This window comes from Streptomyces venezuelae ATCC 10712 (genome assembly GCF_008639165.1).
Taxonomy (GTDB): domain Bacteria; phylum Actinomycetota; class Actinomycetes; order Streptomycetales; family Streptomycetaceae; genus Streptomyces; species Streptomyces venezuelae.
Window position 1 is genome coordinate 663,519 of record NZ_CP029197.1, and the last position, 18,502, is coordinate 682,020.

Below are 18,502 nucleotides of genomic sequence, written 5' to 3' on the forward strand. Positions count from 1 at the left end.
GGGGAGGATCATGGAAGGGTTCCGCCGCCCCCTTCGGGGGGCGGTGTCGCCCGCGTCTTCCGGAGAGACTCCCCATGCCTGCAGATGACACGAGACGCTTCGTCCGGGCGGCGGTCGCGTGGGCGGCCGGCCACGACCGCGCGGCTCCGGAGGCGCGGAACCTGGCGGGCGGACTGGGCGCGGTCGTCCTCGTCGAGGGCGTCAGCGACGTGGCCGCCGTCGAGGCGCTCGCCGCGCGCCGGGGCCGGGACCTCGCCGCGGAAGGGGTCGCGGTGGTGCCGCTGGGCGGCGCGACGAGCATCACGCGGTTCGTTCCGCTCCTCGGCCCGCAGGGCCTCGGGCTCCGGCTCGCGGGGCTCTGCGACGTCGGTGAGGAGGCGCACTTCCGGCGGAGTCTGGCGCGGGCGGGGCTCGGCTTCGGGACCTTCCACATCTGCGAGGCGGACCTGGAGGACGAGCTGATCCGCGCGCTCGGCGCCGACTCGGTGCAGCGGGTCGTCGACGAGCAGGGCGAGCTGCGCACGTTCCGCACCTTCCAGAAGCAGCCGGCGCAGCGGGAGCGTCCGGTGGAGCGGCAGCTCCGGCGCTTCCTGGGCACGCACAGCGGCCGGAAGGAGCAGTACGCCCGCGCGCTCGTCGAGCGCCTCGATCCCGGCCGGGTGCCGCGCCCCCTGGAACGCCTGCTCGCGGACGTCTCCTGACGGTGTCCGGCGCACGGCTCCTGACGGCGCACGGCCGGGCGGCTTGCCGGAGCGGTCCCGGGCGATCGAACCTACGATGGGCGGGAGCCGGCGTCGGCAGCTCGTCGGGCCGGCCGTCCGGATCGAAGAGGGCGGAGAGGCATGGCACAGGCCACCGACGCGGCACGGACCGTCATCCTGACGGTGGACGACGACCCGGGAGTCTCCCGCGCCATCGCCCGTGACCTGCGGCGCCGCTACGGCGGCCGGTACCGGATCGTGCGCGCCGAGTCCGGCGACTCCGCGCTGGAGGCGCTGCGGGAGCTGAAGCTCCGGGGCGACCTGGTGGCCGTGATCCTCGCGGACTACCGCATGCCCCAGATGAACGGCATCGAGTTCCTGGAGCAGGCCCTCGGCGTGTACCCGGGGGCGCGGCGCGTGCTCCTGACCGCGTACGCCGACACCAACGCCGCCATCGACGCGATCAACGTCGTCGACCTCGACCACTACCTGCTCAAGCCGTGGGACCCGCCGGAGGAGAAGCTGTACCCGGTCGTGGACGACCTCCTCACGGCCTGGCGCTCCAGCGACTACCGGCCGGTGCCCGCCACCAAGGTGGTCGGGCACCGCTGGTCGGCCCGCTCCTCGTCGGTGCGCGAGTTCCTGGCCCGCAACCAGGTGCCGTACCGCTGGTACTCCTCGGACGAGCCCGAGGGGCGGCGGCTCCTCGACGCGGCCGGGGCCGACAGCCACCGGCTGCCGCTGGTGATCACGCCGGACGGCACGGCGCTGGTGGAACCGGAGCCGTCCGAGCTCGCCGGCCACGTGGGGCTCGCGACGACTCCGGCCGCCGACTTCTACGACCTCGTCGTCATCGGCGGCGGCCCCGCCGGGCTCGGCGCCGCGGTGTACGGGGCGTCCGAGGGGCTGCGGACCGTCCTCGTCGAGCGTTCGGCGACCGGCGGGCAGGCGGGGCAGAGCTCCCGGATCGAGAACTACCTCGGCTTCCCGGACGGCGTCTCCGGTGCCCAGCTCACCGAGCGTGCCCGCCGCCAGGCCACCCGCTTCGGCGCCGAGATCCTCACCGCGCGCGAGGTCACCGGCCTCGAGGTGAACGGCGCGGCGCGCGTCGTGCGCTTCTCGGACGGTTCGGAGGTCGCCGCGCACAGCGTCATCCTCGCGACCGGCGTGTCCTACCGGCAGCTCCTGGCGCCGGGCTGCGAGGACCTGACCGGCCGCGGCGTCTACTACGGCTCCTCGCTCACCGAGGCGTCCTCGTGCGAGGACCAGGACGTGTACATCGTCGGCGGCGCGAACTCCGCCGGGCAGGCCGCGGTGTTCCTGGCGCGGGGCGCGAAGTCGGTGACGCTGCTGGTGCGCGGGGAGTCCCTGGCGGCCTCCATGTCGTACTACCTGATCCAGCAGATCGAGGAGGCGCCGAACATCACCGTGCGGCCCCGGACCGTCGTGGAGTCGGCGCACGGCGAGGAGCACCTGGAGCGGCTGACCCTGCGCGATGCCGTCACCGGTGCCACGGAGGACGTCGACGCGCAGTGGATGTTCGTCTTCATCGGCGCCGCGCCGCTGACCGACTGGCTCGGCGGGGCGGTGCTGCGGGACGAGCACGGCTTCATCCTGGCCGGACCCGACCTCACGCCGGACGGCCGGCCGCCGGCCGAATGGGATCTTGACCGGCCGCCGTACCACCTGGAGACCAGCGTTCCGGGGGTGTTCGTGGCGGGCGACGCGCGCGCCCAGTCCGCGAAGCGCGTCGCCTCCGCCGTCGGAGAGGGAGCCATGGCCGTGATGCTTGTCCACCGGTACCTGGAGCAGTCATGAGCGGAGAGACCGCGCCCTGCGATCCGCACGAGATCGGTTCGCTGTTCCTGTTCGAGAAGCTCACCCCGGAGCAGCTCGGCCGGTTGTGCGTCGAGGGGCGCATGGAGCGGTTCGAGCCCGGCCCGGTGTACGTCGAGGGCGACCCGGCCACGTGTTTCTACGTGATGGTCGAGGGCACGGTCGTGCTCTCCCGCAGGGTGGGCGGCGACGACGTGGAGGTCAGCCGTACCTCGCAGCGGGGGGTGTACGCGGGGGCCATGCAGGCGTACCTCGGCGACCGGGTCCCCCAGACGTACAACAACTCGATGCGGGTGACCGAGCCGACCCGGTTCTTCGTGCTGCCCGCGCAGTCGTTCGCGGACGTCATGCGGGAGTGGTTCCCGATGGCGGCGCACCTCCTCGAGGGGCTCTTCTTCGGCTCCAGGAACACCCAGCGGGCCGTCGGCCAGCGCGAACGGCTGCTGGCGCTCGGCTCGTTGTCCGCCGGACTGACCCATGAGCTGAACAATCCGGCCGCGGCGGCGGTCCGGGCCACGGCCGCCCTGCGGGAGCGGGTCGGCAAGATGCGGCACAAGCTGGCGATCATCGCCCGGGGCCCCTACTCGCGGGAGGCCCTCGCGGATCTCATCGAGATCCAGGACCGCACCGCCGAACGCGTCGCCAAGGCGCCGGTGCTGAGCCCGCTGAAGGCCGCGGACCGCGAGGACGAGCTCTCCGACTGGCTGGAGGACCACGGCATCCAGGAGAGCTGGCGGGTCGCGCCCACCTTCGTCCAGGCCGGGCTCGACACGGACTGGCTGGAGCAGGTCGCGGCGACCGTCGCGGAGGACGTCCTGCCGGGGGCGATCGGGTGGCTCAACTACACCATCGAGACCGAGCTGTTGATGGACGAGATCGACGACTCCACCAACCGCATCTCCCATCTGGTGGACGCGGCCAAGCAGTACGCGCAGCTCGACCGCGCCCCGCACCGGGACGTGGACGTCCACGAACTCCTCGACAGCACCCTTCTGATGCTGTCCGGGAAGATCGGCTCCGGGGTGCGGGTGGTCAAGGAGTACGACCGCTCGCTGCCCGATGTGCCCGCGTATCCGGCGGAGTTGAACCAGGTGTGGACCAACCTCATCGACAACGCGGTGTCCGCGATGGGGAGCGCCGGCGGCGAGGGCGTCCTCACGGTCCGTACGGCGCGGGAGGGCGACCGGCTGCTGGTGGAGTTCCGGGACACGGGCCCGGGCGTTCCCGACGAGATCCGCGGCCGCATCTTCGACCCGTTCTTCACCACCAAGCCGGTCGGCGAGGGCACGGGGCTCGGTCTGGACATCTCGTGGCGGATCGTCGTCAACAAGCACCACGGAAGTCTTCAGGTCGAGTCCGTGCCCGGGGACACCCGCTTCCAGGTGCTCCTGCCCCTGACCGCCCCGGAACCCGAAGCCGAGCCCGCCCCCGCGAGCGGGGCCGACACCACCGAGGAGCAGTCCGCATGACCGAGATCGAGGGAATCGACCCGAGCGCCCCGCCCAGCGGCCCCGGCTGCACGGACTGCGACGCGGTGGGCGGCTGGTGGTTCCACCTGCGCCGCTGCGCCCAGTGCGGCCACGTGGCCTGCTGCGACTCCTCCCCGGCCCAGCACGCCACCGCCCACTGGAAGTCCACCGGGCATCCGCTGGTGCAGAGTTTCGAACCGGGCGAGGAGTGGTTCTGGAACTACGACACCGACGCCCTGTACGAGAAGGGCCCCGCCCTGGCCCCGCCGGCCGCCCACCCGACGGACCAGCCGACCCCCGGCCCGTCGGGCCGGGTGCCCGAGGATTGGCAGCGACGCCTGCACCGTTGAGCGCCCGCATTCAGGACAGAACGGACGCGATCGAACAGGCGTGATCAATTGGGCCCACATGGCCTTGCTCACCCTCACAAGGGAGTAATGCGCCCGTAAAGTCGGGCATACCTTACGTTTCTCGCGAATCGGCGGCTCCCATTCGCCGGGGCCTTGAGTTTCCTGTGGGATTCCTTTGACCGCTCGCCGTCGGCGTGGCATGTTGTCCAGGCGTGTCCACGCTGCCCGCGAATCCCTTTCGAAAGAGCCTGACGGACCTCCGGTCCCAGCTGGCTGACCTGCGCCGCCGCGCAGGAAACGGCGGCGTCTCGGTACGGCCACCACAAGCCCCCGTTCACATCGGAGCAATCCCGTCATGACCCCCGCAGCCGCGCAGAATTCCGAGATATCGGCCTCCGGTCAGGTGATTCCGCCGCAGGCCACGGAGTCGACTGCCGCGGCCGGGACGCCCGGTGACGTGGCGTCGGGCGAGGGCCGGCCGCGCATCCTGGTGCTGGGCGACTCGACCGCCAAGGTGAATCCCAAGCAGCACCCCCTGCAGGGCTGGGGCCAGGCGATGACCGAGCTGCTCGCCGGGCACACCGAGGTGCTGAACTTCGCCCTCTACAACGCGTCGAGCCGCAGCTTCTACACCCACCCCTTCATCGGTGTGCTCAACCAGGCGCGCCCGGGTGACATCGCGCTCATCTCCTTCGGTCACAACGACCAGAACATGATGGATCCCGACAAGTACACCAGCCCTGAGGAATTCCGGGCATACCTGGAGCTTTTCGCGGACACGCTGCGCGAGCTCGGGGTGTCGCCGGTCTTCGTGACGTCGCTGGCCCGGGGCACCTTCCACGCGGACGGCCGGGTGGCCAACGGCCTGCGCGAGCGCGCCGACCTCATGGTCAAGACCGCCGCCGAGGTGAACGTGCCGCTCGTGGACCTCAACCGGTGGTCCGAGGAGCTGTGGCAGGACCTCGGCCCGACGGCGACCGTGCGGCTCCTCGGCTGGTTCGAACCCGGCGAGCACCCCGAGCACCCGCAGGGCAAGCGGGACTGGACCCACCTCAACGCCCGCGGCGCCCGGGCGGCGGCCGCCTGGCTGCTGGCCCAGGTCGCCGACCACGACCTGCTCACCGCCGCCGACCTCCCGCGGCGAGCGCTGGACGCCCTCCTGACCGAGGACGAGACCGGCGCCCTCAAGACCGCGGCCGCCGAGCAGGAGGCCCACCTCGACCGGGTCGCGACATGGCTGGGGCGGGAACCCGAGGAGCCGCAGCGCAAGCGGCAGTGGCCGTGGCGCGCCCAGCCCGCGCCCGAGCCCGCCCCCGCGCCGCAGCCGGTGACGATCGCGGCGCCCCGCGCACAGGCGATCGTGGGTCCGCTGCACGCCCTCAGCGGCACCTGCCCGGCGGACACGGACGCCCTCTACTTCTTCGTCGGCAGCCGCTGCCTCGGCAGCACCCGCCCCGGCCCGAACGGGGCCTGGAGCTGGCGCCTGGAGAGCGGCTGGGCGGCCGGCGAGCACACCCTGACCGTCGCCGCCGGGCGCGGCCAGGACCTCACCAACACCGCGACCGTCACCTTCGACGTGGTCACCGACGTGGCGCCGCCGGTCATCGAGTCGCCGGCGGACGGCTCGTACACCCACCCCCGGCCCGAGTTCCGCGGCACCGCCCAGAAGGGCGTGCGCACGGTCCACATCCTCGACGACGGCGTCCGCGTCGGCGCGTCCCCCGTGGGCGCCGACGGCCGGTGGAGCTGGAGCCCGCCGCGAACCTGGTCCGCGGGGCCCCGCAGGATCGAGGCCGTCGCCTGGGTCGCGAGCAACCACTCCGAGCCCGCGGCCGTCCGCATCCAGGTGCACGGGATACCCGCGGGACACGCCGCCGAGCAGCTCCGCCGGCAGGCCGACGCGCCCTTCACCGAGGGCACGCACCGTCCCCCGCTGCTGATCTCGAGCCAGCAGAACCCGCCCGCCTGCGACCGGCTGGAGACGTCCAACGACTTCCCGGCCGCCGACTGGGCCCCGATCACCTTCACGGTGCCGTCCTCGGGCGCCGCCTACGTCACCATCTCCGCGGCGCTCCACACCACCGCGGGACCCACGGCCACCGTGTGGGCGCTGTGGCGGGCCAGCGGCGGGTACACCCCCGCGAGCCCGGCCCGCGGTCTCTCCGCCCACGGCCCCAGCCGCGTCTACGCCTCCCGCCGCCACCTGCTCACCGGGATGAAGCCCGGCGAGCGCGTCACCATCACCCCGCAGTGGAACATCAACACGGGCACCAAGGCCCAGGTCCACTTCAGCGGCGGGCAGCTTCTCGTCGAGCCCGCCTGACCAGGGCCGGTCCGGCGCTCGCGCCGGACCGGGGCAATTCGTCATCTAAGATTCAGGGCGGCTTCAGAGCCGCGGCGTGTCGCCGGCCGCGGCGGCCGCGGCACGGTCAGGCCGGACTGGCGCGGGTTCCCAGCTCACCCGCCCACGACAAGAAGAGCCCCGGGGAGAAGTGAGGTATGTCCGTGATCTGCGTCGGCGGCATGATCGGCATCGGCAAGACGAGTGTGGCCGAGCTGATCGCCAGGGATCTGGGCAGCGAGGTCTTCTACGAGAGCGTGGACGACAATCCGATCCTCCCGCTCTTCTACACGGCGAGCCCCGAGGAGATCCAGGCCAAGCGGTACCCCTTCCTCCTCCAGCTCTACTTCCTCCAGACGCGCTTCGCCGCGATCAAGGAGGCGTACAAGCAGGGCGACAACGTCCTCGACCGGTCGATCTACGAGGACTGGTACTTCGCCAAGGTCAATCACGACCTGGGGCGGATCAGCTCGCTCGAGATGCAGGTGTACGAGGGGCTGCTCGACGAGATGATGCGCGAGATCGACGGCCTGCCGTACCGCAAGGCACCCGATCTCATGGTCTACCTCAAGGCCGACTTCGAGACCGTGCTGCACCGCATCGGCCTGCGGGGCCGTGACTTCGAGCAGGACGAGCACCTCGTGGAGTACTACCGGATCCTCTGGTCCGGCTACGACGACTGGGTGCACAAGCACTACTCGGCGAGCGAGGTCCTCGTGATCGACATGAACCACACCGACGTGGTCAACAACCCCGAGGACGCGGCCCGGGTGGCGCAGGAGGTCAAGAACGCCCTGGCCGCCGTCGCCCACCGGGCCTGACTCCGTCCTCGCCGGCGTACCCCGTCCTCGCCGGCGTATCCCGTCAGCAGCTGACGGTGCCCCGGCGCAGGGCGTGCCCGCCGGTGTTGCTGTCGTCGGACCAGTAGACGGGCTTCGTGCCGCCGGCGCACTCGTCGGCCCCGGCCAGCGCGAAGCCCTCGTTGTTCAGATCGGGCATGCCGGTCGGGCGGGCGTAGGAGGCGACGGGGGCGAAGGTGCCGGAGCCGCCGATCTTCAGAGTGGTGTGCCGGCCCCCGCAGGTGTCGTCGCAGACCGCCCACAGGCGGGCGGCCTGCGGCTCCCACTGGAGCTCCATCACACCGGCCATGCCGCTGGCGACGGTGGCGACGCGGGTGGCGGCGCCGCTGTCCTGGAGGACGTACGCGTGGATGGCTCCGGTGCCTTCCACGCCGAGGAGGAAGACACCGCCGGTGTGCGCGCCGTACCGGTTCGGGTCGTAGGCGGCGCCGGTCGACTCGTCCTTGAAGCCGGCCGCGACGAGGGTGGTGTCGGGGACCCAGGTGATCGCCTCGAAGCCGAGGTTGGAGCCGACGGACGGCAGTCCTGCGGTCAGGTTCCACTCCTTCGTGGCGGTCAGGGCGCCGCCGGTGCCGGTGGCGACGTCGTAGCGCAGGACGGACAGGCGGCTGGTGCCGGAGGCGTCGCCGTCGCGCTCGGTCGCGACGTACGCGCCGCCCGCCGCGCCGGCGCCGGTCAGGGTGACGGCCTCGCCGTCGGGGCTGCCGCTCCCGCCGGGGTAGCGCAGCGTCTTGCCGGAGGTCCAGCCGTCGGCGGTGTCCGGGCGCCAGCCGCCGGAGCCGTCGCGGACCAGCCGCCACAGCTTGCCGGAGTTCTGGGCGGCCCAGAGGACGGAGCCCTCCTGGTACAGGCCGCTGAGGTCCTCGCCGAAGACGTCGGACCCGTCGGCCGTGGCCACGGAGCCGCCGCCGGGCCAGGCCGCCGGGCCCGTCCCGCCGCCGGAGCCGCAGTCGTTCGGCGCGCCGAGGGTCAGGGCCGCCTTCTTGAAGGCTCCGGTGCCGTCGGGGCAGCGGGACCAGGACGGGGCGGAGTGGGCACTCCAGGTGTAGCTGTCGACGAGGGTGCTGCCGCCCGGCAGGTAGAGTCGCGCCTTGTCGCTCGCGCCGAGGCCGAACGCCGTGTCCACGGCGAACGCGCGCGCCGCCCCCGGAGCGAGGCTCGTCCCGGCCGGAACCTTGAACGTGTGGCTCGCGTCGTCGTCCTTGAGGACCCAGCCGGAGATGTCGACCGCGGCCGTGCCCTTGTTGAACAGCTCGATCGAGTCGGCGACGCCGCCGGTCGTCACCACCTCGTTGATGCGGATGTCGTCCGCGGGAGCGGCGTGCGCGGCCGGTGCGACGAGTGTCGCGGCGGCGAGCAGCGTCGAGCAGGCGACGGCGAGGCGGATCGGGGCGAGGCGACGGCGCCTCCGGGGAGCGCGTACTGCAAGCACGGCGTGTCCGTCCTGAGAGAGGGGCGAAAGGGCGTCACGAGACTCACGCCCGTCGCCGAACGCCGGTCGGCGTCGGGCCCCTTGTCAGGTGAACGCGTGCCGAACGGCAGGCCGCACGGCACACGCTCGACGATCGCGCCCGGTCCCGAGGATCAGGACGGCCGGGTGGCCGAGACGACGTAGTAGTCGAGGTCGCCCTGTTCGTAGACCTTCAGGAAGTTACGTGGCCAGGTGCCCGGCTTCCACTGGTCGGACAGCCAGCGGTCCCAGCCCTGCCACACGTCCGGCCCGATGGACACGGCCCGCGCGTCCGCCAGCCCCGCCCGGGTCAGCGCGTCGGTCACGAGCGTGACGGGACGCGCGATGTCCAGCCCGTCGGCGAACGTCTCCAGGTGCGAGGCGAGCCGGGCGCCGTGGTCCGGGTCGTCGTCCGGGGTGAAGAAGCTCGCGACGACCACGCGCCCACCGGGCCGCAGCACCCGCGCCGCCTCCTGGGTGAAGGCGACCATGTCGTCGAAGTGCTGGGCGGCCTCGACGCTGTAGACGCAGTCGAACTCGCCCTCGCCGAACGGCATCTCCTCCGCCGCACCGCGGATGAACCGGAGCCCCGACGGCGAGGACTCCAGCAGTTCCGCGTTGGCCCTCCGGGCCCGGTCCAGCTGCTGCGGATGGATGTCCATGCCGGTCACCCGCTCCGGCCGGTACTCGCGCAGGGCGAGCGCGCAGCCGACGCCGAGCCCGCAGCCGACCTCGACGATCCGCCGGCCGGTGAGCGGGCCCGCGGCGTCGAGCACCTGCCGGTACATGTCCTGCTGGCTGCGGACCCGGTCGTCGACCGTGATCGGTCCCGCGAGGTCGATCGCCCGCCAGTACCCGAAGTTGATGAACCCTCCGGCGAACACCGGGACCGAGCTGAGGTCGGCCGGACCGTACGTCTCCCGAACAGCGGCGCGCATTTCCACCCGTTCCACCACCTTCGTCACCTCCGCGCACAGTCTGACGGCCGGAGCCACCCCTGTCGACGGCGCCTCGCCCCGGCCGCCCGAACGGGCGCACGCGGCGCGCCGGCGTCAGTGGTTTCGGCGTCAGCGGTCGAGGTGGCCGGGTTCCCGCCCGGTCGGACCGGTGCCGAGGTACGCCTCCCGCACCGCCGGGTCCGCCTGGACCTCGGCCGCCGCTCCTTCGGCGAGGACCCGGCCGAGGTCGAGCACCACGACACGGGAGCACAGCTCCATCACGAAGGCCACGTTGTGCTCGACGAGCAGCACGGCGCAGTTCTCCTCGTCGGCCATGTGACGGATGACGGCGGCGAGTTGGCGGCGTTCCTCGGCGGTCGTCCCGGAGGCGGGCTCGTCCAGGAGGAGGACCCGGGGCGGATCGGCGAGCGCACGGGCCAGTTCGACCATGCGGGCCTGCCCGACGGGCAGGCCACCCGCGTACGAGCCGGCGAGGGCGTCGAGCCCGCACTCGTGGAGCACGGCGGCGGCCCGCTCCCGGTGGCGGCGCACCGCGGGCCGCACTCCGCCCCGCCAGTCCTGCGCCACGAGGAGATTGTCCGCGACGGTCAACTGGCCGAAGAGCTGCTGGCGTTGGAAGGTGCGGCGGATGCCGTGCCGGGCCCGCCACACGGGGGACCTGCGGGTGATGTCCGTACCGTCGTACGCGATGGTTCCCGCGTCCGGCCGCCGCATCCCCGACACCACGTCGAAGAGCGTCGTCTTGCCCGCGCCGTTCGGCCCGATCAGGCCGCAGATCTCACCGGAGCCGACGGAGAGGGTCACGTCGCGCAGGGCGTGGACGCCGCCGAAGCGGACGCCGATCCCGCTCGCGCGGAGCAGGGCCTGGCTCATCGGCGGACTCCCGTCCCCAGATAGGTCTCGGCGAGCCGGTCCCGGTCCACCTCGGAGCGCGGCCCGGACCAGGCGATCTCGCCCTGGGCGAGGTACGCGACGGTGTCGGCGATGCCGAGCACCTCGGCCGCCTTCTCCTCGACCAGAACCAACGCGGTTCCGTGGTCGCGGAGTTCGGTCAGCAGGCGGAAGACCTCGTCCACGACGCGGGGCGCGAGACCGAGGGACGGTTCGTCGGCGACGAGGACCGCCGGCGGTCGCTGGAGGAGCGGGGCGAGGGCGAGGAGCTGCTGCTCGCCGCCCGACAGGGACCCGGCGGCGACGGAGCGGCGGGCGGCGAGGGCGGGGAACCGCGCGTACACGGCGTCGCGGTCGTCCGCCGCCGTCAGCTGCAGGGTCAGGTTCTCCTCGATCGACAGCCCGGCGAAGATCCCCCGCCCCTCGGGCGCCAGCCGCACGCCCCGGCGGGCCCGGGCGACCGTCGCGTCGCGGGTGGCGTCCGCGCCCCGCACGCGCACGAGACCGCCGGCCGGCCTGAGCAGTCCCGCCGCCACCCGGCAGAGGGTGGACTTCCCGGCCCCGTTGGGCCCGAGCAGCACCAGCACCTCGCCGCCGCGCACCGTGAGGTCCACGCCGTGCAGCACGGGCGCGCCGCCGTACCCGGCGTGTACGCCGCACAGTTCGAGCGCGCCCGGCGCCGGGCCGGGGCCGCCGCCGGGTTCCGGGGCAGGCGGCCCCGGTACGCCTGCCGACACGGCGCCCGGCGCGACTCCCGGAACCGGACCCTGCGAGGCCTCCGGCAGGACTCCCGGCGCGGCTCCGCGCTTCGTGGCGCGGCGGGCCGCCCGTCTCGACGGCAGCGCGGCGCAGTATCCGTCCGGGTCGTTGGCCAGCGCGAGCCCCGCCAGGCCGAAGAGGATCACCGGCAGATGCGCGGACTCCGTCACGTACGTCGCCATCAGGTGCGGGACCACGGCGAAGACCAGCCCCGCCACCACGGCGAACTGCGGCCTGCGCACCCCCGCCGCGACCACGACCGCCAGCCACACCAGGCCCGTCATCGCGGTGAAGTCCGTGGCCGTGATCCTGGTGTTGTACGAGGCGTAGAGCACCCCGCCGAAGCCCGCGAGGCCCGCCGACACCGTGAAGAGCAGCAGTTTCGTACGTACCACGGAGACCCCCGACGCGGCCGCGGCTTCCGGGGCCGAGCGGACCGCCAGCATGGCGCGGCCCCAGCGGGAGCCGCGCAGCCGGGTCAGCAGTGCGACGAGCACACAGCTGAGGAGCACGAGGGCGAGCCCCATCGCCCGGTCGTCGCTCAGGTCCACGGGCCCGGCCACCGGCCGGGGGATCTCCCACCCGGTGTCGCCGTTGCGCAGCGGGCCGAGCTGGAAGAGCACCTGGTCGGCCAGGAAGGCGAGGGCCAGGGTGGCGAGGGCCAGGGATCTGCCGCCGAGCCGCAGGGCGGGCAGCGCGACCACCGCGCCGAGCAGGGCCGCGGCCGCCGTGCCGGCCGCCGCCGCGGCGACGAAGGGCCAGCCGTGGCTCATCAGGAGCCCGGCGACCAGCGCGGCGCCGGTCACGAACGTCGCCTGGGCCAGCGAGACCATCGCGCCGAGCCCGGTGACCACGGTGAACGACATGAACACCAGCCCGATCGCGAGCCCTTGGGCCAGGATGCCGCTCCAGAAGGGCGTGGTGACCGTGTAGAACGCGGTGCCGAGCAGGAGGGCCGCCACGATCCACGCGCCCCATCGGCGGCCCCACCCCTTTCCGGCGAGGTAGTCCACCGGTGGCGGGTCCACGGCGGCCGTGCCCGTCGCGCGGCGGCGTCGGGCGAGGACGACGAGACCGGCGAAGAGGATGAGGAACGGTACTGCGGTGCGGAAGCCGGTGACGCCCTCGGCGAACGACGCGTACCCCGCCACCAGGTTCTGCAGCACGCCGAGCCCGAGGCCGCCCGCGAAGGCGAGCGGCACCGAGGCGAAGCGTCCGAGGACCGCCGCGGTGGCGGAGACGAAGAGGAAGAGGGTGTAGTCGTGCGCGGAGAGCCCGAGGAGCGGGGTCGCGAGGACACCGGCGAGGCCCGCGAGCCCGGAGGAGAGCATCCAGGCGATCGAGGACAGCCGGTCCGCGCCGATGCCCCGCAGTTCGGTCAGGGCACGGTTGTCGACCGCCGCGCGCAGTCGCAGGCCGAGCCGGGTGTGCCGCATCAGGATCCAGAGTCCGGCGGCCGTGAGGGCGGTGACGATCCAGGTGATCAGCTGGTCGGAGTCGATCCCGACGCCGTCGAGGGGCTGCCAGGAGACCGCGGGGCTCGGTCCGACGCCAGGCAGTCCGAACTGGTTCTCGGCGGGGAGGACCGGGGCGCCCGCCCGCTCCAGGAGTTCGACCACCCACAGTCCGGCGGCGGGCAGCGCGACGAGGAGGCCGATGGTGGCCACGATCTGCGCCGTCTCGCCGGCCTTGGCCAGCTTTCTGAACATGAGCCGGTCGAGTCCCCAGCCGAGGCCGGGCGCCACCACGGTCACCAGGAGCAGCGCGGTGGGGACGGCGGGCCAGCCGAAGCCGGAGTGGAGCTCGTAGAAGGCGAGCGCGCACAGGTAGGCGGTGGCGCCGTGGGCGAAGTTGAAGAGCCCGGAGGCGGAGTAGGACAGCACGAGGCCGGTCGCGAGCAGCGCGTACAGCGCGCCCGAGACCAGCCCGCTCAGGACGAAGCCCAGCAGGTCACCCACGTGACGCGCCCCTCAGCCGAAGGGGATCGGCGGGTAGCACGTGAACGGCACCGCCACCTCGTACCGTCCGTTCTTCAGCCGGACGAGCGCCCCGCACCCGAAGCTCTCCTTCTTCCCCTTCGGCAGGGCACGGTCACCGACGAGGGTCCCGGTGTCGGAGAAGCCGTCGGCGGCCTTCTGAAAGGCCTCGACGGTGAGGTCCTTGCCGGCCTTCGCGGCGATGGAGAGGAAGAGGTCAGCGCTCATGTACCCCGTCATCATGTGCATGTTGAGGGGTACTTCCGTGCCGCCGGAGGCCTTCTTGATGTCGTCCTTGAACCGGCGCATCGCGGGGGTGTCCGCCTCGAAGGGCTGGAACTGCAGCAGGACGTGCACGCCGTCGAGGGCCTGCTTGGTCGCGTCCTTGGCGAGCAGGCCGGGGTCGTAGTCCGTCGGGTCGGAGATGACGCCCTTGTAGCCGGACCGCTTGAGCGAGGTGAACAGGCCGATGTTGTACGGGGTCTGCATCACGGAGACGACGGCGTCGGGTGCGCGGCCGCCGGGGCCCGAGCGGAGGATCTCCTTGGTGTACGCCGACCAGTCGCTCGGCATCGAGGTCGCCGGGACCACGGCCTTGGCGTACGCGACCTGGAAGCCGGCCGCCTTGAAGCCCTGGGTGAAGGTGCGGATGCCGAACTTGCCGGCGTCGTTGTCGCCGGCGATCAGCGCGACGGATCTGCCGCGCGCGCCGCCGAGGACGGCCGCGAGGCCTTCGGGCCAGGTCTGGTTGAGCGTGCCGCCCGGTGTCGGGACGAGGCAGCCGTTGAAGCCGTAGAGGTGTGCGGGCCCGCAGAACGAGGGCAGCGTGCCCCAGCCCACCGTCGGGACCTTCTGGGTGTCGAGGAAGTCGGCCCCGGCGAAGGTCACCGAACTCATGGGGGAGACGGCGAAGACCTTGTCCTGCTGGACGAGCTTGCGGGCCGCGGCCAGGTTCCTGGCGGGGTCCTGCCCGTCGTCCTCGGCCCCCAGGTACTCGATCTTCCGTCCGTTGATGCCGCCCTCGGCGTTGGCCCGGTCGTAGCGGGCCCGGGCACCGAGGTCGGTGTCCTTCTTGGAGTAGCCGCTGGCGGTCGTCATGGAGACGATGCCGCCGACCTTGATGGTGTCGGCGGTGACTCCGCGTACGGACGTGGACGTACTCCCGCCGGTGGAGGCGGAGTTGCAGGCGGTGACGAGGAACAGGGCGAAGGCGGCGGCACTGACGCGCAAGGCTCGGGGCACGGGCGATCCCTCCGTCGGGTGACCGCATTCTGTGACCGATCTGACGAACCGTCAATGACTGGTACGGGGCGAATTGACGGTTCGTCAGAATTCGCTCGGCGACCGGGTCAACGCGGGGGTGCGGGGAGTCGGCGGGCCGGATGGCGGGGTCCGAGGAAGGTGACGAGGCCGGATCCGCCGGGTCCGGCGTGGCCGGCCCGCGTCCAGCCCGCCCGCTCGTAGAAGGCGCAGGTGTCTTGGGCCGCCGCCGAGGTGAGCAGCCAGCAGCGGCCGTCGGCCCGGTCCTCCGTGACCGCGTGCAGCAGCCGGGCGCCGAGGCCGGAGCCGCGCGCGGCGGTGGAGACGGCGAGCTCGTCGACCTCACGGGCACCGCAGAGCCAGTCGGCGGTGCGGCGCTCGCCCAGCGCGGCGGACACCAGCGCGTAGGCGCGGTCGGCGGGGAACACGTCCGGGGTCGTCCAGGCCGTCGCCCAGCCCGCCACCGTGTCCCCGTCGAGGGCCAGCGCCGCGGTGAATCCGGGTCGGCGCACGTCATCGGCGAGCCGCTCCAGATAGGCGGCGGCCTGCTCCGGCCCCTCCAGCCAGGGCGGGACGCCGAAAGCGTCCGCGTACACCGCGCGTATCCCGTAGGCGTACGCGAGGAGACGGCTCCCGGGGACCCGCTCGACGGCGGCCATCAGGCGCCTCGCGCCGGCACGGGCGCCGACGGGGCCAGGACGGTGCCTCGTGCCACCGGTCCGCTCATCACAGCACTCCTTCCGCGCGGGTGGACCCGCACCCTGGGCATACGGGGAAGACATGGGCGCCTGGGCTCACGCGGGCGGTGGTGTCAGGTCGCTCTCGCTGACGGTGTACGTCAGGCGGGGGTAGCTGAAGTCCGTCTCATGGTTCTCGCGGCGCCTCAGTCGGTAGAACTCGCGGCTCTGCTCCTCGTCGGCCGTCGTGAGCGGCGTGCCCTCCGGTAGGTAGGCGTGGCCGTCGCGAAACCGGATCAGGGTCTTGGACGTTCGGAACGTCACGCCCAGCCAGGTGTTGTCCGTCGCCGGGACGGGCCTGTCGAGCACGATCTTGTGCCTGAGCCGCCGGTTCGAGGCGACGGAGAACGCGACGACGCCGTGATGGACGAGGGGGACCTCGAACTTCTCGCCACCGGGCTCCTTCGATTCGAAGATCAGCTTTCTCGGCGGGCCCGCCTCGGGGTGCCGATAACAGGAGAAGACCGCGACGAACGAGCCGTCGGCCAGATCGAGCGCCTGGTCGGAATGGCTGCCCATGGTGGTGTAGGCGTTCGTGTAGGTCTCGATGAGCGCGTTGTTGAAGCCGACCGGAAACGCCGCACGCTCTTGGATCTGCCGCGCCAGCCGTTCGTGCACCGCCCGGAAACGCTGCGTGGGATGGGCGTACCGTGTCGTCGTGCGCACGAGGGGAACGCCACCGTCCGCCTCGTCGATCCGGGCGAGCGTGGCGCCCCGCCGCCCTTTGCCCACGTCCTCCCAGCGGACCGAGGCGGAAAGCTCCGTGAAGAGGTTCTCCTCGGCCGGCACGGAGCACGAGATGATCTCGTCCGAAATGCTAGACCCGGGGCGCACGGTAGTCCCCCGTGTTCATGCTGAAGAGGAACCGGTCGCCGTAGTCGATGAAGGACGAGGTCCTGTTCTCCTCGGCGTACAGCCCGCGCAGCTCGTCCATGCCGGCCTCGGTGGGCGGCTCCAGCTTCACCCGCTCTCCGGCCAGTTCCAGGAACGTGTGGCCGTCCTTGTGGACGGCTTCGGTCTTCGAGCAGCGCACCACGTACCCCAGGCGCGTCGGCAGCGACTCGGCGTCCAGCCCCGAGGGCCGGATCTCGTGCGTGTACAGGCGGTTGGTGGAGAGCGGCATGAAGAACACGGAGCCGGGATACAGGGTCACGCTGAACTGCGCCGGGAGCACCGGATCGGCCTCGCCGCGTTCTCCGGTCTGCTCCTTGAGGCGGAAGTGGAGCCTGGTCAGCCCGCTGACGCCCTTCACGCCGTGGTCGAAGGGGTCTGCGGCGAGGGGCTGCAGCTTGTCGAGCCCGTCGTAGAAGGTGCAGAAGGCCATGATGCCGTTGGCGGGCATGTCCTTGGTCTTGTCGGCGTGCGCCGAGATCCTGGCCTTCGACTGTTTGCGCTCCGGGGTGCCCAGGGTGTTGTGGTAGATCTGCGCGAGCACGTGGTTGAGCGGCGCCTGGTCCCGGAAGACGGTGGCCGCCTCGTCGTTCAGGGCGTCCACGATGTCCGTGTCGGTCGGGCGGAAGCCCTCGGTCGGCCCCGAGAAGTTCGTGGAGCACCGGAGGAGCCGGAAACGCAGTTCGTCGCCGTCCCGCGTGACGGGCGTCAGATAGATTCCGCTGCGGTGGGCCGTTCCGGGCTTGGTGGACTCCGTCAGGGACTGGAAGGCGTGCTCCGCCCCGATCCGTCCGAAGTGGTCGGCGCCGGGGTCGAAGAAGCGGCGGTAGTACACGCCGGCGCCGTGGACGCGCAGGGGCACGCGGCCCGGTCCGACGACGGGCCAGGGTCCTTCGACCTCCGCCCCGCCGTCGTGCGAGAGGTCACGGACCATGAACACCCGCGCAGCCGAAGCCAGTTGGCCGCGGTCGACGCCGGACACGTCGCCGCACAGGTAGACGGTCCTGTGCGTGAGGTCGATCGTGCCGGAGGCGAGCTGCTCCGGAGTGACCGTGTACCCGAAGAAGTCCCGGACGGTGTCGTGCTCCCGCAACGCCGGTGGCGCGACCAGGATGTTGCCCGTGTCGTCGATGCGCGCCTGCGCCGGCTCCCTTGTGCTCGTCACACCCCGTCTGCCCTTCGCGGTCCGGATACGGATATGGCAACGGCCCGCACTCCCTCATCCGCCTCGCGAAACGCGGACGAGAGGGGACGGACCGTCGGACCTCGATGATCTCATGGGCCCCGACGGCGGACAAACGGGATTCCACCGCGACCGACGGGCGCCCTGGTGGGGCGTCAGATGGCGCCCGCACCGCCCGAGAACGGGCCGCCGGTGCGGTAGTACTGCGTGATCTCCTCGCGGTACTGCCGGTCGGCGAAGTGCTTGTCCGAGTGGAACTCGGGGGCGTCCTTGACCTGTTCCCTGGTCAGGGCGAGGTGCACCGCCTGTTCCTCCAGGTCGAAGGAGGTCACCGCGCTCGCCGGGATCAGCACTTCCTTGCCGAAGATCCACGCACCCGTGTCCACGACCAGGCAGGAGTCGTCCACCTCGTCGGAGTGCCTGTCCACCGTGCCGATGTGGCCGTCGCACGCCTCGACCCGCCATCCGGTGAGGTCCACGCCCGGCAGACGCCCGGCCTCCGTACCGTAGTTCCACATGCCGTCGGTCATCGCTGTCACTCCTCCGTCGCTGTACGTCGTGGGCGCGTCGGCACCGGCTGGTGCGGACCGCCTCAGAGCAGGTCGCGCCGATCGTCGTCGGTGACCGTCGGGGCCACGGGCGGCACCACCATCCGGCGACGGCGAAGCACGCTGGTGTAGACGGCCGTTCCGAAGATGCCGACCCCCATCAGGATCAGTCCGACCACATCGAGGTTGACCGCTTCGAGCTCCCAGTCGGACGCGAACGTGAGGATGGCTCCGACCGCGATCATGATGATGAAGATTCCCAGACCCATGATTGGCTCCCTCCCATATGGG

Annotated in this window: 16 protein-coding genes; 6 read left to right on the forward strand and 10 right to left on the reverse strand. The window is 72.2% G+C overall.

What is annotated here, in order from left to right:
- The first annotated feature begins 74 nt into the window (after positions 1 to 74).
- From DEJ43_RS02785 to DEJ43_RS02810, 6 genes are all read left to right on the forward strand, one after another.
- On the forward strand, positions 75 to 701 hold the full coding sequence (locus DEJ43_RS02785) for a TOPRIM nucleotidyl transferase/hydrolase domain-containing protein (RefSeq protein WP_015031781.1): 627 nt from the start codon (positions 75 to 77) through the stop codon (positions 699 to 701).
- A 141-nt stretch (positions 702 to 842) separates the two neighbouring features.
- On the forward strand, positions 843 to 2,519 hold the full coding sequence (locus DEJ43_RS02790) for an NAD(P)/FAD-dependent oxidoreductase (RefSeq protein WP_015031782.1): 1,677 nt from the start codon (positions 843 to 845) through the stop codon (positions 2,517 to 2,519).
- Positions 2,516 to 4,006, forward strand: coding sequence for an ATP-binding protein (locus DEJ43_RS02795; protein WP_015031783.1), 1,491 nt, complete (start codon positions 2,516 to 2,518; stop codon positions 4,004 to 4,006). The genes DEJ43_RS02790 and DEJ43_RS02795 overlap by 4 nt, the downstream gene beginning before the upstream one ends.
- A complete protein-coding gene (locus DEJ43_RS02800; RefSeq protein WP_015031784.1) occupies positions 4,003 to 4,356 on the forward strand; it encodes a UBP-type zinc finger domain-containing protein in 354 nt (117 codons plus the stop codon). Before DEJ43_RS02795 ends, DEJ43_RS02800 begins: the two co-directional genes overlap by 4 nt.
- A gap of 355 nt (positions 4,357 to 4,711) precedes the next feature.
- Positions 4,712 to 6,679 carry a GDSL-type esterase/lipase family protein gene (locus DEJ43_RS02805; RefSeq protein WP_015031785.1) on the forward strand — a complete coding sequence of 656 codons (1,968 nt, stop codon included), beginning with the start codon at positions 4,712 to 4,714 and terminating at the stop codon, positions 6,677 to 6,679.
- A 176-nt stretch (positions 6,680 to 6,855) separates the two neighbouring features.
- Positions 6,856 to 7,518, forward strand: coding sequence for a deoxynucleoside kinase (locus DEJ43_RS02810; RefSeq protein ID WP_015031786.1), 663 nt, complete (start codon positions 6,856 to 6,858; stop codon positions 7,516 to 7,518).
- A 43-nt stretch (positions 7,519 to 7,561) separates the two neighbouring features.
- Here the strand turns inward: DEJ43_RS02810 and DEJ43_RS02815 are convergent, their stop codons facing one another.
- From DEJ43_RS02815 to DEJ43_RS02860, 10 genes are all read right to left on the reverse strand, one after another.
- Positions 7,562 to 8,989 carry a lamin tail domain-containing protein gene (locus tag DEJ43_RS02815; protein ID WP_015031787.1) on the reverse strand — a complete coding sequence of 476 codons (1,428 nt, stop codon included), beginning with the start codon at positions 8,987 to 8,989 and terminating at the stop codon, positions 7,562 to 7,564.
- A 152-nt stretch (positions 8,990 to 9,141) separates the two neighbouring features.
- The gene (locus tag DEJ43_RS02820; protein WP_015031788.1) at positions 9,142 to 9,945 is read right to left on the reverse strand and encodes a class I SAM-dependent methyltransferase; all 804 of its coding nucleotides are present in this window, start codon (positions 9,943 to 9,945) and stop codon (positions 9,142 to 9,144) included.
- A gap of 129 nt (positions 9,946 to 10,074) precedes the next feature.
- Complete coding sequence (locus DEJ43_RS02825; RefSeq protein WP_015031789.1) at positions 10,075 to 10,839, reverse strand: ABC transporter ATP-binding protein; 765 nt, start codon at positions 10,837 to 10,839, stop codon at positions 10,075 to 10,077.
- Positions 10,836 to 13,574: an ABC transporter permease subunit gene (locus tag DEJ43_RS02830; protein ID WP_015031790.1), complete on the reverse strand. Its 2,739-nt coding sequence runs from the start codon at positions 13,572 to 13,574 to the stop codon at positions 10,836 to 10,838. Before DEJ43_RS02830 ends, DEJ43_RS02825 begins: the two co-directional genes overlap by 4 nt.
- A gap of 12 nt (positions 13,575 to 13,586) precedes the next feature.
- A complete protein-coding gene (locus tag DEJ43_RS02835) occupies positions 13,587 to 14,834 on the reverse strand; it encodes an ABC transporter substrate-binding protein (RefSeq protein WP_015031791.1) in 1,248 nt (415 codons plus the stop codon).
- Positions 14,835 to 14,941: 107 nt separating this feature from the next.
- Complete coding sequence (locus DEJ43_RS02840) at positions 14,942 to 15,511, reverse strand: GNAT family N-acetyltransferase (protein ID WP_015031792.1); 570 nt, start codon at positions 15,509 to 15,511, stop codon at positions 14,942 to 14,944.
- Between the two features lie 135 nt (positions 15,512 to 15,646).
- Entirely contained in the window at positions 15,647 to 16,423 is a 777-nt protein-coding gene (locus DEJ43_RS02845) for a hypothetical protein (protein ID WP_015031793.1), read from the reverse strand.
- On the reverse strand, positions 16,407 to 17,645 hold the full coding sequence (locus DEJ43_RS02850; RefSeq protein ID WP_015031794.1) for a hypothetical protein: 1,239 nt from the start codon (positions 17,643 to 17,645) through the stop codon (positions 16,407 to 16,409). The genes DEJ43_RS02845 and DEJ43_RS02850 overlap by 17 nt, the downstream gene beginning before the upstream one ends.
- 173 nt (positions 17,646 to 17,818) lie before the next feature.
- A complete protein-coding gene (locus DEJ43_RS02855) occupies positions 17,819 to 18,193 on the reverse strand; it encodes a hypothetical protein (RefSeq protein ID WP_015031795.1) in 375 nt (124 codons plus the stop codon).
- 62 nt (positions 18,194 to 18,255) lie between these two features.
- Complete coding sequence (locus DEJ43_RS02860) at positions 18,256 to 18,480, reverse strand: DUF6458 family protein (RefSeq protein ID WP_041662008.1); 225 nt, start codon at positions 18,478 to 18,480, stop codon at positions 18,256 to 18,258.
- Positions 18,481 to 18,502: the final 22 nt, after the last annotated feature.

Coding starts and splice junctions, on each gene's coding strand:
- DEJ43_RS02785 (WP_015031781.1), top strand. CDS start 75: ATGCCTGCAGATGACACGAGACGCTTCGTCCGGGCGGCGGTCGCGTGG.
- DEJ43_RS02790 (WP_015031782.1), top strand. CDS start 843: ATGGCACAGGCCACCGACGCGGCACGGACCGTCATCCTGACGGTGGAC.
- DEJ43_RS02795 (WP_015031783.1), top strand. CDS start 2,516: ATGAGCGGAGAGACCGCGCCCTGCGATCCGCACGAGATCGGTTCGCTG.
- DEJ43_RS02800 (WP_015031784.1), top strand. CDS start 4,003: ATGACCGAGATCGAGGGAATCGACCCGAGCGCCCCGCCCAGCGGCCCC.
- DEJ43_RS02805 (WP_015031785.1), top strand. CDS start 4,712: ATGACCCCCGCAGCCGCGCAGAATTCCGAGATATCGGCCTCCGGTCAG.
- DEJ43_RS02810 (WP_015031786.1), top strand. CDS start 6,856: ATGTCCGTGATCTGCGTCGGCGGCATGATCGGCATCGGCAAGACGAGT.
- DEJ43_RS02820 (WP_015031788.1), bottom strand. CDS start 9,945: ATGCGCGCCGCTGTTCGGGAGACGTACGGTCCGGCCGACCTCAGCTCG.
- DEJ43_RS02825 (WP_015031789.1), bottom strand. CDS start 10,839: ATGAGCCAGGCCCTGCTCCGCGCGAGCGGGATCGGCGTCCGCTTCGGC.
- DEJ43_RS02840 (WP_015031792.1), bottom strand. CDS start 15,511: ATGGCCGCCGTCGAGCGGGTCCCCGGGAGCCGTCTCCTCGCGTACGCC.
- DEJ43_RS02855 (WP_015031795.1), bottom strand. CDS start 18,193: ATGACCGACGGCATGTGGAACTACGGTACGGAGGCCGGGCGTCTGCCG.
- DEJ43_RS02860 (WP_041662008.1), bottom strand. CDS start 18,480: ATGGGTCTGGGAATCTTCATCATCATGATCGCGGTCGGAGCCATCCTC.